Source organism: Paludibaculum fermentans (genome assembly GCF_015277775.1).
Classification (GTDB): Bacteria; Acidobacteriota; Terriglobia; order Bryobacterales; family Bryobacteraceae; genus Paludibaculum; species Paludibaculum fermentans.
In genome coordinates, this window is sequence record NZ_CP063849.1 from 2378675 (window position 1) to 2393670 (window position 14996).

12 protein-coding genes and 1 tRNA gene are annotated in these 14996 nt (G+C 61.8%); 8 read left to right on the forward strand and 5 right to left on the reverse strand.

Annotated features, from left to right (window positions below; all coding sequences use genetic code 11):
• Positions 1-3306: a TonB-dependent receptor gene (locus IRI77_RS09405; protein WP_194451814.1), complete on the reverse strand. Its 3306-nt coding sequence runs from the start codon at positions 3304-3306 to the stop codon at positions 1-3.
• Positions 3307-3441: 135 nt separating this feature from the next.
• Between IRI77_RS09405 and IRI77_RS09410 the strand changes: the two genes are divergently transcribed.
• Both IRI77_RS09410 and IRI77_RS09415 read left to right on the forward strand, forming a co-directional pair.
• On the forward strand, positions 3442-4386 hold the full coding sequence (locus IRI77_RS09410) for a LysR family transcriptional regulator (RefSeq protein WP_194451815.1): 945 nt from the start codon (positions 3442-3444) through the stop codon (positions 4384-4386).
• A 75-nt stretch (positions 4387-4461) separates the two neighbouring features.
• Entirely contained in the window at positions 4462-5421 is a 960-nt protein-coding gene (locus tag IRI77_RS09415) for a hypothetical protein (protein WP_194451816.1), read from the forward strand.
• A gap of 91 nt (positions 5422-5512) precedes the next feature.
• On the opposite strand, the gene IRI77_RS09420 is transcribed toward IRI77_RS09415, so the two are convergent.
• The gene (locus IRI77_RS09420; protein WP_194451817.1) at positions 5513-6442 is read right to left on the reverse strand and encodes a UDP-glucuronic acid decarboxylase family protein; all 930 of its coding nucleotides are present in this window, start codon (positions 6440-6442) and stop codon (positions 5513-5515) included.
• A gap of 99 nt (positions 6443-6541) precedes the next feature.
• On the opposite strand from IRI77_RS09420, the gene IRI77_RS09425 reads away from it, so the two are divergent.
• Together IRI77_RS09425 and IRI77_RS09430 are read left to right on the forward strand one after the other, a co-directional pair.
• Entirely contained in the window at positions 6542-8386 is a 1845-nt protein-coding gene (locus IRI77_RS09425; protein ID WP_228486661.1) for a (Fe-S)-binding protein, read from the forward strand.
• A 127-nt stretch (positions 8387-8513) separates the two neighbouring features.
• Positions 8514-8589, forward strand: a tRNA-Lys gene (locus IRI77_RS09430).
• A gap of 55 nt (positions 8590-8644) precedes the next feature.
• Here the strand turns inward: IRI77_RS09430 and IRI77_RS09435 are convergent.
• Entirely contained in the window at positions 8645-9490 is an 846-nt protein-coding gene (locus tag IRI77_RS09435) for an NADP-dependent oxidoreductase (protein ID WP_267239374.1), read from the reverse strand.
• A gap of 393 nt (positions 9491-9883) precedes the next feature.
• Here IRI77_RS09435 and IRI77_RS09440 point away from each other — a divergent pair, with 393 nt between their 5' ends.
• Both IRI77_RS09440 and IRI77_RS09445 read left to right on the forward strand, forming a co-directional pair.
• Positions 9884-10108 (forward strand): glycosyl hydrolase, encoded by a 225-nt coding sequence (locus IRI77_RS09440; RefSeq protein WP_194451820.1) that lies wholly within the window; start codon positions 9884-9886, stop codon positions 10106-10108.
• Positions 10011-10607 (forward strand): glycosylhydrolase-like jelly roll fold domain-containing protein, encoded by a 597-nt coding sequence (locus tag IRI77_RS09445; RefSeq protein WP_194451821.1) that lies wholly within the window; start codon positions 10011-10013, stop codon positions 10605-10607. Before IRI77_RS09440 ends, IRI77_RS09445 begins: the two co-directional genes overlap by 98 nt.
• Before the next feature lie 31 nt (positions 10608-10638).
• On the opposite strand, the gene IRI77_RS09450 is transcribed toward IRI77_RS09445, so the two are convergent.
• Positions 10639-11049: a winged helix-turn-helix transcriptional regulator gene (locus IRI77_RS09450; protein ID WP_194451822.1), complete on the reverse strand. Its 411-nt coding sequence runs from the start codon at positions 11047-11049 to the stop codon at positions 10639-10641.
• Between the two features lie 56 nt (positions 11050-11105).
• On the opposite strand from IRI77_RS09450, the gene IRI77_RS09455 reads away from it, so the two are divergent.
• The gene (locus IRI77_RS09455) at positions 11106-11951 is read left to right on the forward strand and encodes an SDR family oxidoreductase (protein ID WP_194451823.1); all 846 of its coding nucleotides are present in this window, start codon (positions 11106-11108) and stop codon (positions 11949-11951) included.
• A 185-nt stretch (positions 11952-12136) separates the two neighbouring features.
• Positions 12137-12526, forward strand: coding sequence for a cupin domain-containing protein (locus tag IRI77_RS09460; RefSeq protein WP_194451824.1), 390 nt, complete (start codon positions 12137-12139; stop codon positions 12524-12526).
• Positions 12527-12572: 46 nt separating this feature from the next.
• Here the strand turns inward: IRI77_RS09460 and IRI77_RS09465 are convergent, their stop codons facing one another.
• Positions 12573-14921 (reverse strand): transglycosylase domain-containing protein, encoded by a 2349-nt coding sequence (locus IRI77_RS09465; RefSeq protein WP_194451825.1) that lies wholly within the window; start codon positions 14919-14921, stop codon positions 12573-12575.
• Between the last annotated feature and the right edge of the window lie 75 nt (positions 14922-14996).

Consider the following 14996-nt stretch of genomic DNA (forward strand, 5'->3'; position numbering starts at 1 on the left):
CTAGAACTCCGCTCGCAGACCAAACTGGAAGCGCCGCGGATTATTCTTGCCGAAGATCTTGCCGTAGTTCGGACTCACCAGCGACGTGTTCGGCGTATTCCAGTTCTGGATGTTGAACACGCTATACGACTCGGCCCGGAAGTCGAGCCGCACCCGCTCCAGGTGGAACGACCGCGCCAGCGACACATCGTAGGACTGGGTCGGCGGGGCCGTCAGAACGTTCCTGCCCGCATTGCCGAACTGGTTCGCGGGAGGAGCCACGAAGCAGTTCGTATCAAAGTAGCGATCCATGGTCCCGTCGCTCAACCGGCCGTCGCAAATCCGATTCGGACGAGCCTTGGTGAAGGTCGCCGCCACGTTGGGCCACGACGTCGGCATCGATAGGGAGAGCGGCAACCCGGAGCGATGCTGGATGATCGTCGACAGCTGCCAGTCGCCCAGGACCGCCGCGCCCACACCGCCCTGGGCAAAGGATTTGCCCTTGCCGAACGGCAGTTCATACACAATGCCCGTCGTGAACGCGTGCGTCTGGTCGTAGTCGGACCGGCCCCGATCCAGTTGCGTGTTGCGGGCATCCTGGTTGTCCCACCCGCCGCTGTTCGACGAGAAGAGGTCCAGGCTCTTGCTGTAGGTGTAGCTCGCCGTCAGGTCCAGGCCCTTCGACATGGTGCGGCGCACGTGCAGGTAGGCTCCGTTGTACGAGGAGTTTGCGCTGTTACCCTGCAGCAGGATGTCGCTGAAGAACGGATACGGACGGCGTGCTTCCAGTGACTTCGGATTCGCGGGGTCATACAGCGCGGCTTGATTTACGTTGTAGGGCGCCATCAGGTGGCGGCCCAGGAAGGCGTTGTAGCCCGCGCTCAGCAGCCAGCGCTCGCCCAGTTGATGCTCCACTGAGAAAGTCGCCTGGTGGACGAATGACTGCGGCGCGTAGGAATCCTGGGTCACGAACAATGTGCCCGGAGTGATCTCGCCAATCGGCGGAGCCGGGAAGATCTGCGTGTCGAGTCTTGTCGGCGTCAACAGCGAGGGGTCATTCACCACGTTCGTGTTATTCGTGAACGGCGGGCCGCCGAAACCCAGCGACGAGAACAGCTGGAAGTTCGCCATGCCCTGCGTGTAGTAGATGCCGTAGGCGGCACGAATCGTCGTTTTAGGGGTCAGCAGGTAGGCGAGGCTGACGCGCGGTGAGAAGTTCGTCTTCTTCCAGTTCTTGAAGACGCCACGCGGCAGGTCGCCGCTGAGCGTGCTGTAGTCCTGCTGGAAGTTCAACGGATTCTTCAGCACGAAGACCAGTTTGCCCTGATTCTGATCGAAGGCCACCATGCGGTTGTAGCGCTCCACCGGCGGCGTCCAGTAATCCCAGCGCAGGCCGAACGTCATCGTCAGGCGGCGCGACATCTTAATCTGGTCCTGGGCGAACCAGCCATAGTAGGTCGTATTCAGGATCGGCGCAAAGCCTGTCGGATTCCCGGCCGCCGAGGCAAAGGCGCCCAGCACGAAGTCGGCGATCCCAGCTCCGCCTGCCCCACCCGGCGCTTGCCGCGTGAAGCCGCCGTCGTAGCTCAGGCTGCCGCGCGGATAGATGCCGTTGTTCTGTGGATACTGCGAAGGCTGGATGGTAAAGCCCAAGTCAATGGTGTGCCTTCCGGTGAAGAACGAGATATTCTCATTCACGCCGAGCCGGGTTGTCGCCCGGTTCAGATTGAAGATCGCCGTGCCCGGTACGCTCACTCCGGTCACGCCCACATTGGGCAACCCGAAGAAGGCCGAATTGCGGCTGATGTTCTTCAGGCCCAACTCGCTGCCGGCGATGTCCTGCGTTGTCGGTACCGCACCGTAATTCGTCTCTGAGCGAAAGAACCCGACACGCAATTGGTTCACGATCCGTCCGCCGATCGGCTGCGTGTACTCCACCGAAGCGGTCTGCCCCTTCAGTGGCTGTGCGAAGCCCGCGAACGTCGAAAGCCCGTAGGAGTAGGCGCCCACGTTGTCCCAGAAGTACTTGAAGAACAGCCGTCCGCTGGTGCCCAGCGACTGGTCGACTCTCGTCAGATACTGTGTATCGTCATTGCGCTGCGATCCGAATACCGAAAGATTCGGTTGCCCGAACGCCACTGCGCCCAGATTCGGCAGCGGAACATATTTCTTGTAGCCCTGCGCGAACGGGCTCAGCAGACTGGCCGGAATTCGATTCCCGGCAAACGCCCTGCGGGTGTTGTTGGTGGTGTCCACGTCGAATGGATTGTAGATGGTTTGCGGGTATTGCGAAAAGTCGCCCGCCCATTGAGCTTCCGTGGGGACGATCGCCTGTTGATTGCTGCCCGAGCGCTGGCGTGTCACCTGGGCGGAAAAGAAGAAGAACGTCCGGTTCTTGCCGTTGTAAAGCCCCGGGATCACCACTGGGCCGCCAAGCGTCGCGCCAGCCTGGTTGTACACCAGCGGCGGTACGGCCAGGGCTCCGTTGGTGCGGGCATTCGTTACCTTGTTCTGCAGGAACCAGAACAGCGAGCCGTGCAACTCGTTCGTCCCGGCTTTGGAACTCGTATACACCACGGAAGGAGAACCGCCGAACTGCGCTGAGTCGTAGCCGCGCACAATGCGGTAGCTCTGCAGCGCCTCGACAGACGGCTGGTACAACGCACCTCCGTAAATCGGATCCCGTACGTCGAAGCCGTCTTCCACGAAACCCGTGAACTCCGGCGGACCACCTGAGATGTTTGCGCTGATCGGCTTGAATACGGCGCCGCCGGTCTGCGACTGGCCAAAGACCACGCTGCCGATGTTGCCGCCCAGAATGGGCGATACGCCCGGCGACAGGATCAGCGTCGAGATGTAGCTGCGGCCCAGCGCCGGCAGTTCCACCAGTTGCTTTGAAGCCACGGTCACCGCCAGCGACGCGTTCTCTGTCTGCAACAACGGCGTAGTGGCAGCTACGGCAATGCTCTGCTGCGAATTGCCGATCTGGAGCTGGAAGTCGGCGCGCAGGTCCAACTGCTGCGTCAACTGCTGGGCGGAGCGTGTGGAGACCTGAAACCCCGAGCGCTCCACTGAGATGTCATAAATACCGGCGGGGATTCCGGTGAAGGTGTATTGCCCCTGGGTGTTCGTCTCTTGCGTTCGGGTGAAACCCGTCTGCGTTTCCCTGATTGTGACTTGTGCCCCAGGTACCGCCGCGCCGGAGGCATCTGTGACGAATCCATTCAGCGAACTGGTGATGACCTGCGCGGTAGCCAGGACTGAGAGGAGAGTGACCAGCAGAAACAGCTGGGTTCGTTTGAGGAGAAGCTTTGGAAGGTGTTGCACGGTGAGACTCCTGAATCCACGTGCCGGAAGGCCGACATCTCAGTCGAGTATGGATTTAACCCTTCTGTCAGTCCATTAGAATATTCCGACAGCTCGTTCTAATTGTGATACAGATATTCAATGGATCTGCGGCAGATGGAAATGCTCGTGCACCTGCTGGAAGCCGGCAGTTATGTGGCCGCCGGAGAGCGCCTCCATGTCGCCCATTCCGCCGTGCATCGCCAGATCCGGCTCCTCGAGGAGGAACTGGGCCAGCGCCTGGTCTACCGCGACGGCGGAGCTATCCACCCCACCGCGGCCGGCAAGGACGTTGTCGAGGTCGCGCGCCGCGTCCTGAAGGACATCAGCAATCTCTCCCACCGCCTCGCGGGCGAGAAGGCCCTGCGCACCGGCCATATCCTTCTGGGCACCGGAACAACAATGTTTCTCTACTTCCTGCCCAAAGTGCTTTCGATTTTCCGGGAGCAGTTTCCCCTGGTCAATGTCCAGATCCTCACCGGCTCGGCAACGGAAATCCTGGCGGGTATCCGCGAATCCACCATCGACCTCGGCATTGTCTTCTCCGACGTGCCGGACGAGCCCGCCACCGGCGGCGTTCAGTTTGAACCTCTCTACACGGAGGAGTTCGTCCTCATCGTCCCGCCCGGACATCCTCTCGAGTCGGTGCGCGCGCCAGGTGTGGCCCAACTGAATGGAATCCCGCTCATCTCGCTGTCCCGCACCAGCCGCATCCGCCACATGATCGAGACCCGGCTCGAGGCCGCTCGCGTCTCCATGCGGGTGGTCATGGAGTTGGAGAACGAAGAGGCCATTGAGAAGATGGTGGGCATCGGAGTCGGCACGGGCTTCATCAGCCGGCGGCGCGCCGAAGTCGGCGGGCTGCGCTATCTCCGGCTGAAGGATCTCAAGCTGCTCGCCTACACCTGCGCGGCCTACTCCACCCGAATCCCCATCGGTCCAGCAGCCCAGGCTTTCCTCGCCATGTGCCTGGAGCAGGCCCGGTTGCCCATGCCGCAGGCGGCTCCCGCCTTGAGGTCGACCAAACCGGCCCGTACCCGGACGCGGCCTGCCGCCAGATAACTTGTTGAAATATTTCCGGGCGTCCGGAACAACCAGGGGGTGGCGACCGTACAGGGAAGCAGGAGCCGACACATCATGCTTCGCAGAACAGTTCTTTCCCTGATCCTGGCCGCCGGCTGGGCCTTCGCCAGTGACCCATCCCTGCTCAAACTCGTCCCCAGCGACTCCAAAATGGTCGCCGGACTCGATTGCGAGCGGGCCAAAGGCTCCGCCCTCGGACAACGCATCCTCTCGCAAATGAAAGACGAAGACCAGGGCTTTCAGAAGTTTGTCGAGGCGACCGGCTTCGATCCCCGGCGCGATCTCCGCGAAATTGTCATGTCCTCTGACGGCACTTCGAAAGGGGAGCGGGCCCTGGTGGTCGTCAGCGGGACCTTCGACCAATCGAAAATCAACAGCTTCTTGCGCTCGGAAGGTGCCGTCCAGGCCATCTACGGCGGCGTGGAAGTCTGGAACAACCCCAAGAAAGGCGACGACGGCTCGGTCGCCATCATCAATCGGTCGCTGGCCCTGTTCGGCAAGGACGCTTCGGTGAAGGCCGCCATCGATCGCCGCAACTCCGGCGGCGCGGTGCTCACCTCCGACCTTCAGAAGAAAGTTGACGAGTGGTCGGTCAACGACGCCTGGTTCGTCTCCACCGCTGGCTTCACTCAAATGGGTGTAAACTCCGACGGGAAGAACAAGGTCATGCCGGCGGGCATCCCGGTTGAAGCCATCCAGGCGGCCAGCGCGGGCGTACGTTTCGGTGCTGATCTCCAGGTCTCGGCGGAAGCCCTCACCCGGTCAGACAAGGACGCTCAGGCACTCGTGGACGTCTTCCGCTTCGTGGCCTCAATGGTCCGCCTCAACTCCGACAAGCCCAATGCGGACGAGCTGATCAAGATCCTGGACACGATGCAGTTGAGCACTTCGGGCGCCACCATGAAGTTCTCCCTCACCATCCCCGAAGACCAGTTCGACAAGTTCTTCCAGCACAAAAACCAGGGTGTGCGAATGAAGGCTGTGCGCAACAATCGCAGCGGCAATGCGCTGTAATTGGACGGAAACTTACTCCTGACGAAGCAATCCGGGCCGCACGTTGACTGGCGTGCGGCCCGGATTTTCTATGTCTGGCCCAATGTCCGGTTTATACCGGAACGCGGAAGTATTCAATCGTATACGTCAGGCCTTCGTCCAGCCCGACTTGCGGCTGCCAGCCCAGCACCTGGTTGGCCTTGGTGATATCCGGACGCCGCCGCTGGGGGTCGTCCTGCGGCAACGGCTCGAAAACAAGCTGCGACGTGGCGCCGGTAAGGACTCTAATCCGCTCAGCGAACTCCAGCACTGTCAGTTCTACCGGGTTGCCTAAATTGACAGGCAGCCGCTCGGAAGAATGAGCCAGCCGCAGCAGGCCGTCCACCAGGTCGCTCACATAGCAGAAGCTGCGCGTCTGAGCTCCGGTCCCGAACACGGTCATCGGCGCATTGCGTAGCGCCTGGTCGATGAAAGCGGGCACGATGCGGCCATCGTTCAAGTGCATGCGCGGCCCGTAGGTATTGAAGATGCGGGCAATTGTAGTACGAACGCCATGCGTTCTGTGATACGCCATGGTCACGGCTTCCGCAAACCGTTTGCTCTCGTCGTAACACGATCGGGGGCCAATCGGATTGACGTTGCCCCAGTAGGTCTCCTTCTGCGGATGCTCCAGTGGGTCACCGTAGCACTCCGAGGTGGATGTCAGTAGAAATCCGGCATCCTTTTCCAACGCGAGCTCAAGCAGATTCCGCGTCCCCTCCGAGCCAACTCGCAGGGTTTCCACGGGATGGTCCAGGTAATCCTTAGGGCTAGCCGGAGACGCGAGGTTTAGGACGTAGTCCAGTGGCCCATCCACGTGGATCGGCTGGATTACATCATGATGAATAAACTGGAAACGGGGTCGGCTTTTCAGATGAGCGATGTTGCGCTCCGCCCCGGTGATGAAATTGTCTACGGCGCAAACTTCGTGGCCTTCAGCGATCAATCGATCGCACAAATGGGAACCGACAAATCCGGCAGCTCCCGCTACGAGATAACGCAATGGACCTCCAATACCCAGGCTAATAGTCTACGACGAGCGGTTCAGCCTTGCCAATCGGGGTTTAGACCCATGCGCCGGGTGCGCTACGATGATGGGTCAATGGTGGAGAAAATTCTATTCTTCGTGGTGGCGGCTGGATCGCTATTTGCATTCTGGGGGCGGTTCGGCACCGTATACCAGACGATCCTTCGATCCAAGCACGACGCGGACTTCCAGCTGGCCCCTGTCGGCAAGCGCATCTGGGACTTCTTCTGGGAGGTCCTGTGCCAAGCTAAAGTCATCAAAGAACGGCCTTTACCAGGCCTGGCCCATGCCTTTGTCTTTTGGGGTTTCTGCGCCTTCGGCCTGGTCACGCTGAATCATCTTGCAATGGGGGCGGGATTGCACCTGATGGGGCGCGACAACCCCATTTTTCTCCCCGCGGTTCTCTTTTCGATCCTCGTCACCCTCTCAATGTTGGGCTTGGCTATTCGCCGTTTTATCGTTCGACCTAAGTGGTTAGGATCTAAGGTCTCCTGGGAGTCGGGACTGATCGCCTTGCTGATCATCACCCTGATGCTCACCTTCCTGGCGGATTACCTGCTGCGGCCCGAGGAGGGCTCTTCGCTCGATCGCCTCCTCTGGTGGTCGCACACCCTGGCCCTGCTCATCTTCCTGCCCCTGTTGCCGCACACCAAGCACCTCCACCTGCTGCTGAGCCCGGTCACGATCTTCCTTTCCAGGGGCGGTTTCAGCCGGGTGCCGCCACTGGAAGGAGACGAGGACTTTGGCCTCGACACCGGCAAGGACGTCACCCAATTGCTCGCCCTGCAGGCTTTCTCGTGCGTGGAATGCGGCCGCTGCCAGGAGCATTGCCCGGCAAGCAATACCGGCAAGCTCCTCAATCCAAAGGAAATTGCCCTAGGGCTCCGCGGCTATCTGAAGGAAAACGGAGCGGCCAGCGAACAGCCGTTGCTCGGCGTCCACCTTCAGGAAGAAGCCATTTTCCAGTGCACCACCTGCGGAGCTTGCGAGTACCAGTGCCCCGTCGGGATCGAGCACCTGCCCCTGATCATCGGTCTCCGCCGTGGCGCCGTGAACACCGGGAAATGGGAAGACGAATACGGCGGACAGCTCTTTCTCAAACTCGAGCGCAACGGCAATCCTCTCGGCATGGCCGCGCTGGAGCGCGATCGCTTCATTCAACGCAGCGAACTGCCCATTTTTGATGGCACCCAGGAATACTGCCTCTGGCTCGGCTGCATGGGCTCGTACGACCCCAAGGGCCGAGAGATCGTGCTCTCCCTGGTCCGCATTCTCAAACACTTAGGCGTCACCTACGGCGTCCTCAAGAAGGAGAAGTGCACGGGGGACTCCGCCCGCCGCCTCGGCAACGACCTGGCGTTCCAACAACTGGCGGAGTTCAACATCGGCCAGATGAAAGCCGCCAAGGTCACCAAACTCCTCTCCATCTGCCCGCACTGCGTGCGAACCATTCGCGAAGACTGGAGAGAGTTCGGAGTCGAATTCGAAATCGAGCACCACTCCGTCTTTCTGGCCCGGCACCAGTCGAAACTCCCCACCGCCGCCGGCTCGGAGAAGATCGTCTACCACGACCCCTGCTACCTGGGCCGCTACCAGGACGTCTACGATGAACCGCGCGAAGTCGTGAAGGCCTCCGGCACGCTCCTCGAAGCGGACAAATCGAAAGAGCGGAGCTTCTGCTGCGGCGCAGGTGGCGGCCTGGTTTTCCTGGGCGAAGAAAAGGGCGACCGCGTCAGCCACGAACGCACCAACCAACTCCTCGCCACCGGAGCCGATGTGGTGGCCGCCGCCTGCCCATTCTGCAACACCATGTTCCGCGACGCCCTCTCCGCCATCAAGCCGCAAGGCGGTCCGCAGCTTCTCGATATCGCTCAGATCGCAGCAGCCAGGCTACCGTCGGAGATCCCGAATCCGCAGTAACTCCGGCTTGGTCCGGCAGCGGGCCAGACGAACGCGGAATGGCGCGCAGGAAAACTGGGGAGATTGGCTTCGTAATGTTGCCTGAGGACCAAACTGTCCGCTATAGTAGAAAGTGCCGCAGCGTTGTGGGCGCGTAGCTCAATTGGCAGAGCAACTGACTCTTAATCAGTAGGTTGTAGGTTCGATTCCTACCGCGCTCACCATCCTCATTTCCATTCTCTTCCGGCCGATCCGGCCGGGCGATCTACTCCTAACAGTTCACTCCGTGGCCACCACGTCGATCACCACTTTACCCCTCCCTCGTCTCGGCACCGCATTCATATACGCCTCAGGCGCCAGGGTCCAGGGCACCACCGTGTCGACCACCGTCCTGAGCGAACCGGATCTCAGCATCTCACCCACCAAATACAGCTGCTTCTGGTCTGGCACCACGATAAAGAACGCGTCCTTCACGCGGCCGTCACTGGTGGCCTCCTCACTGGCCGCGATCGTCACCATTCGGCCATTCGGCTTCAGGACACTCCAAGATCGCCGCAGCGTCTCACCGCCGACCCCATCGAACACGACATCCATGTCGCGCACTTGCTCTTCAAACGGCCCCTTCGTGTAGTCGATCACTTCATCGGCCCCCAGCCCAGCGACAAACTCGAGATTCCGGGCCGACGCGGTAGCAATCACATGCGCACCCCGGAACCTGGCCAGTTGCACGGCAAAGAGCCCGACCGCGCCCGCCGCCCCCTGCACCAGCACCCGCTCGCCCGGCTGCAGTTTTGCCCGGTCGAACAGGCCCTGCCACGCCGTTAAAGCTCCAATCGGAACTGAGGCCGCCTCCTCATGGGTCAGGTTCGGCGGTTTTGGGGCAATGGAAGCAAAGGGCGCGAGGCAGCACTCCGCCGTCGAACCCTCGGAAAACCAGTCATTCATGCCGTACACTGCCCGCCCGACCTCCAGCAGGCCGACGCCTTGCCCAACCGCCTCAACCACTCCTGAGAACTCGTGGCCGGGTATGGCGCCTTCGCGCACACCTCCATCCTTCCTGTGGGACGTCGGATACCACGCGAGTTCTGTCGGCGTAACCCCAGCCGCGCTTACACGGATCAACACTTCTCCCGGGCCAGGTGTGGGCTGAACTGCCTCCCGCTCGGCCAGTCTCGTGCCACCGGAGTTGGGAACTATCTGGATTGTCTTCATGGTTTTCCTCGATCGTGGAAGGTGAGAGGCGGCCTGAGCCCTATCCTGGCGCCTCTGCCACCTGATCAACTATGACTCGCGCGACGGCGGATGTCGCCCCGACAAAGTGGATCAACCCCATACCCCATCACCAATGGCAGGGACTACCACTTTTGGGTGAGCAGACCGATGAGCGCACCTGCAGGGAGACGACGCATCCAGTTGGCGATATGATCTGAATGGTCCAAGCCAGGATGGCTCACCTGGGCTACTCCCTCACCGGAACGCTCGACCATCCCGCCGCGGCCGGAGTCAACCACCGAGGGAATGTCCCTCTCTCGCCGCCTCACGGATGGGGAGCACTACTTCCTCTCCAACCGCCTGGATCGCGGGCAAACGATCAGTGCGTCCTTCCGCGTCAGCGGCAAACGGCCCGAACTCTGGCACGCCGAGGATGGGCGCGTCGAGCCCGTCTTTTACCGGATCGAAAACGGACGCACCACCGTGCCACTGCAGTTCGACGCCGGTCTTCACCGTTCCAGCACGACCTGAGACGACACTCGTCACTCTCGACGGAGCCTGGGAACTCCGGTGCGCACCCAACCCCGGCGCGCCTGGGACGACAACACTCGATCACCTCGCCTCCTGGTCAGACAATGCTGATCCGGGCGTCAAGTACTTCTCGGGCACCGCTGCCTATCAGAAGTCCTTCGAAGCCCCAGCCGGCTCGCTGACGAAGGGCCGGCAGCTCACCCTCGACCTGGGTGACGTCCGCGAACTGGCTGAGACCTCGGTCAACGGACATCCGCTCGGCATCGTGTGGCGTCCTCCCTACCGGGTCGACATCACCGGCGCCGTGAAACCCGGTCCTAACACCTTTGAAATAAAGGTGACCAACCTGTGGGTAAACCACCTCATCGGCGACCAGCAGCCGGGCGCGGCCAGGATCTCGTTCACCGTTCCGCCCACTTACAAACCCGATGCGCCGCTGCCGCCGTCGGGCCTGCTGGGGCCCGTGGTCATTCAGCAGTCGGTGGCCGGCAAGCCGTAAGAACCAGGCGGCGCAGGCGCAGGATCGGACATCAATGGATCTCCCCCTCCGGGGCCGCACTCGCGAGGTCGTAGACGGTGCGCGCCGCCTCCACGCGCTCGATATTAGCCTCGGCCCAGCAGCAGATACCCTCCACCAGGCCGCCCAACGACCGGCCCAGGTCCGTCAGCGAGTACTCCACCCGTGGCGGCACACTCGCATAGATCCGCCTGGTCACCAGTCCGTCGCGCTCCAAACCGCGCAAGGTGTTCGTCAGAACCTTCTGGGAGATGCCATCCACGGCCCGCCGCAGCTGGGCGAACCGCAGGGTCCCGTCCGACAGCCGCCGCAGGATCAGCACCGACCACTTATCGGCGATGCGGTCCAGCACCTGCCGCGTCGGACACTGGCTGTTGAACACATTCCATGGATACCTGGTTTCCAAAAGGATACTATCACTCATAAAGGTGCCTACTTGCGTTTTCATTCCAAGTATCCAGAATAAACACAGAGGACACAATGTCGAACTCAATTCTGATCACCGGAGCCAGCGGCGTCCTGGGCCGCGCCATCGTGAGTGCGTTTGTGGAAGCGGGCGTCACAGTCCGGCAGGGCGTTCGAAATCTGAATAGCGCCAAAGCCGGAGTCCCGGCTGTCCGCTGGGACTATGCCGACCCTTCGACCATCGCCCCCGCTCTGGACGGTATCGACGCTCTGCTGCTGATGGCGCCCCCACTCGACGCCGAGGCCGTTGCCAAGCTCACCCCCGCCATCGTGGCCGCCAAATCTGCCGGCCTGTCGCATATCCTCCTCATCTCCGCCTTCGGCGCGAACTACAACGAGCAGGCGCCGCTCCGTGTGATCGAGCATTTGGTCATCGGCTCGGGCATTCCCTACACGATCCTGCGGCCGAACTTCTTTATGGAGAACTTCTCTGAAGGCTTCCTCGCCGGCAGCATCAAGGCGCAGAACGGGATCTTCCTCGCGGCGGGAGACGGCAAAACCAGCTTCATCTCCATCGATGACATAGCAGCCGTCGCGCTGGCGGCCTTCCAGAAACCGCTCACTGGTGTGGAGCTCGACCTGACGGGACCGGAGTCGCTCGATCATACCGAAGCCGCCGGATTCATCAGTGAAGCCGCCGGACGTCCCGTCGCCTACCATGCCCTGACGGAAGAGCAGATGGCGGCAGGCGCTCGAGCCGCCGGCCTCCCGGAATCGACCATCGCCTACATGGCTGTGCTGTACAGCATCGTGCGGGGCGGCTTCGCGGCGGGAATCACTCCAGTGGTCGGCGAAGTGACCGGCCGCCCCCCGCTCACCTTCGCCGAATTTGCACGGCGCAACGCAGCAGCCTGGCGCTGATCTGACGCTGTGATGCGCGTGTCCCTAACGCCCCGGAAGGCTGGAAAAGGTGGCCATTCGCGTGCTCTCCAGATTACCGGCACCAGGGAATCGTTCAGGCAGCGGCGCAGCCGTCTCAACGATGGACCCTGGTGCATGGCACGTCGCAATCGAGCGGCAACGAGGACAGGAAATTGACAACCACTATGAATGAATACGTCGGTCCCCTGGAAAACACCACGCTGGGCAACACCACTTTTCGCACGGTGCTCTTCACTGGCCAGCACGCACAATTGGTCGTGATGTGCCTGAAGCCCGATGAGGACATCGGCGACGAGGTCCATCCCAACGTCGATCAGTTCTTTCGAATCGAGCAGGGGAACGCCCGATTCGTCTTCAACGGGACAGAGGTACGGCTGGTCAGCGCGGGCGATGCCGTCATGGTCCCGGCAGGCACCTTTCACAACGTGATCAACACCTCCAGCAGCCTGGAGTTGAAGCTCTACACCATCTATTCGCCGCCGAACCACAAGGCGGGCACGGTGCATCGGACCAAGGCTGAGGCGGGTGTCGCCGAGACACTGCAACACCAGTAATTGAGGACTCCTCCCCCGCTCAAGAGTAAGGGCAGAAATGCCCCCGCTAGGGCGCCTGTGGGTTCAATTCCGACAGAGGTTGAGCCGGGGCGGTCGCCACTTGATCCGCCTCCGGCTCGCCGGTGCTCAGGTAATCGCTAATCCTCTGCTCCATTTCGCCGGGGAATCTCGGCGCGGGCCCCGCGAGCTTTTCACGGTATACGCCAAGCAGGATCTCCTGCGCTACAGGCAGCGCCACCCGGCCCCCGGTCTCCGCCCGCCCCATCGACCGGTTGTCATCAAAACCGATCCGCACAGCCACGGTGATTCCGTCAACGCCATATGTGGACCCCACAAACAGCGCGTCCCGAAACTCATTGGTCGTTCCAGTCTTACCCATCACGGCGAATGGCAAACCGTAAGAGTCCAGCGCATGAGCCGTGCCGGTCGGCATCCTGACGGCGCTGCGCAACCCCTCCTGAATGAGCGAGAGCGCCCGGCCGTCAATGCCGGCGGAGTGAGGCCCGCGCCCCGGCTCCGGCATCTCCTCACCGGAATCCAGGACGATCTTCCGGATCATCCGTGGCTGGCTCACCACGCCAGACGCGATCGCGCGGTATGCGTTCGAAAGCTCCCGCAGGTTCACTTCCGAGGCGCCCAGCGCCGTTGTCACATAGGACCGCAGCGGGGTCCGAATGCCCAGTTTCTGGGAGGTATCCAGGATGCTATTCATTCCAATCTGGCCGGCAATCCAGATCGCCACTGTGTTTCTGGATTCTGCCAGCGCCAGGCGAAGTGGAATCATCCCCTTGAACTGGCCGTCGTAGTTACTGATCCGCTTGGGTTCCTGTCCTTCGCCATTCGGGACACTGATGGGCTCGTCCGGCACCATGGTGTCGAGATCGAATCGCCCGCTCCGGAAGGCTGCGAGATAAACCAGGGGCTTCATCGCCGACCCCGGCTGCCTCAGCGATTGGGTCACCCGATTGAAGTCGCTGTAGGCGCTGCGGCGCCCCTTGTAGAACTGCCGGCCCCCGGTCTCGGCCAGGATGGCGCCATCGCTGTTTCTCAGCACGATCACTGAGCCCTGAATCAGGCCGCTGGCTGCGGGATGCCGCTTCTCATATTGCAGAAGCCCATGCTCCAGGGCTTCGTTCGAGATCTCCTGAATGCGTGTGTCCACCGTTGTATAGACCTGCACGCGCCCCTGCTGCAGGTCGTTCTCGTCGAGATCCGCTCGCAGCAGCTTGAGTTCATCCAGGACACTCCCGACCACCGCGGAAACCACCATACTCTTCGGTTTTGCCTGCACCACCGTCACAATCGGCTTCTGCCGTGCCCGCCGTGCCCGGTCGGGCGTGAGCAACGCCCGGGCCTCCATCAGCCCCAGGATCTGGTCCCGGCGGTAGCGGACCCTCTCGGTTTGGCTCGAATCGGGTGCATAGGTGCGAGCCGATTTGGTCGTCCCCGCCAGCAGTGCCGCCTTGTCCGCGTCCTCTATCGTGAACGTGCTCATCGGCCGGCCAAAATAGTATTCCGCCGCCCTCGCGAAGCCGTACTGGCCGTGGCCCATGTACACCAGGCTCGCGTACCGGGCCAGGATCTCTTCCTTGGCCCTCCGCTTCGAGCCGAATCGCGCTTCCATCGCCCGCTCGATCCACAACGAGAGCCGGATCTCCTCCAGCTTCCGGAACATCATGTTCACCATACGCGCCCCGATGACGGCGGATAGGGCCCGAGCCGGCAACTGCCGATGACGCAGTTGATCGCTGTTCTCCTCGGCGGTCATCTTTTGGAGGAAATAGCCGCGCACCACCTGCTGCGTAATGGTGGAGCCACCCTGGGGGAAGATCGCCGCACTGTTGGCTGAGTTGCGCCAGCCCAACTTCGTCAGCCGCCCCAGCAGCGTGCGGACCCGCAGCTTCCACACCACGCGGGCAAAGGCCGTGTAATCGATTCCGCTGTGCGTGAAGAAGTTCTTGTCCTCCGCGGCCACCAGCGCGCCGCGCACAATCGGCGGAATCCCCTCGTACGGCGTGAGTTGCCGGTACTGTGACGCCATCTCCATTAGGGGGTGTCCGTTCGCGTCATAGATCCGGCCGATCGAAGGCAACTCAAACCGGCTGAAGGCCTCGAAGTCCGGCAGGTCATCCTGATCGAACCGCACGTGATAAGTCAAAGCCAGGACAAGTGTTGCCGCTACGGCGCCCACCCCGCCCAGGACAAGGACTGCGCCGCGGCGCCAGCCGGACTCCGGCAGCCGGGCGCCACGAATCCTTGCGGCCAGCCTGGCGCATCCGGCCTGGAACCAGTGGAACCATGCCCTGCCCCGCAATGCCATGGTCCTGCTGGCAACAACTCCGGGCGCCACGCTGGCACTGCCTTCATCGCCACGCAGTCTCAGCTTGATCAGCACGGGTCGCAGCCTGGGCGAAGGCTGGGGGCCGCCGCCACGGGAGTGAGATCCGAATCCACCCCGGCAATCCCCTGG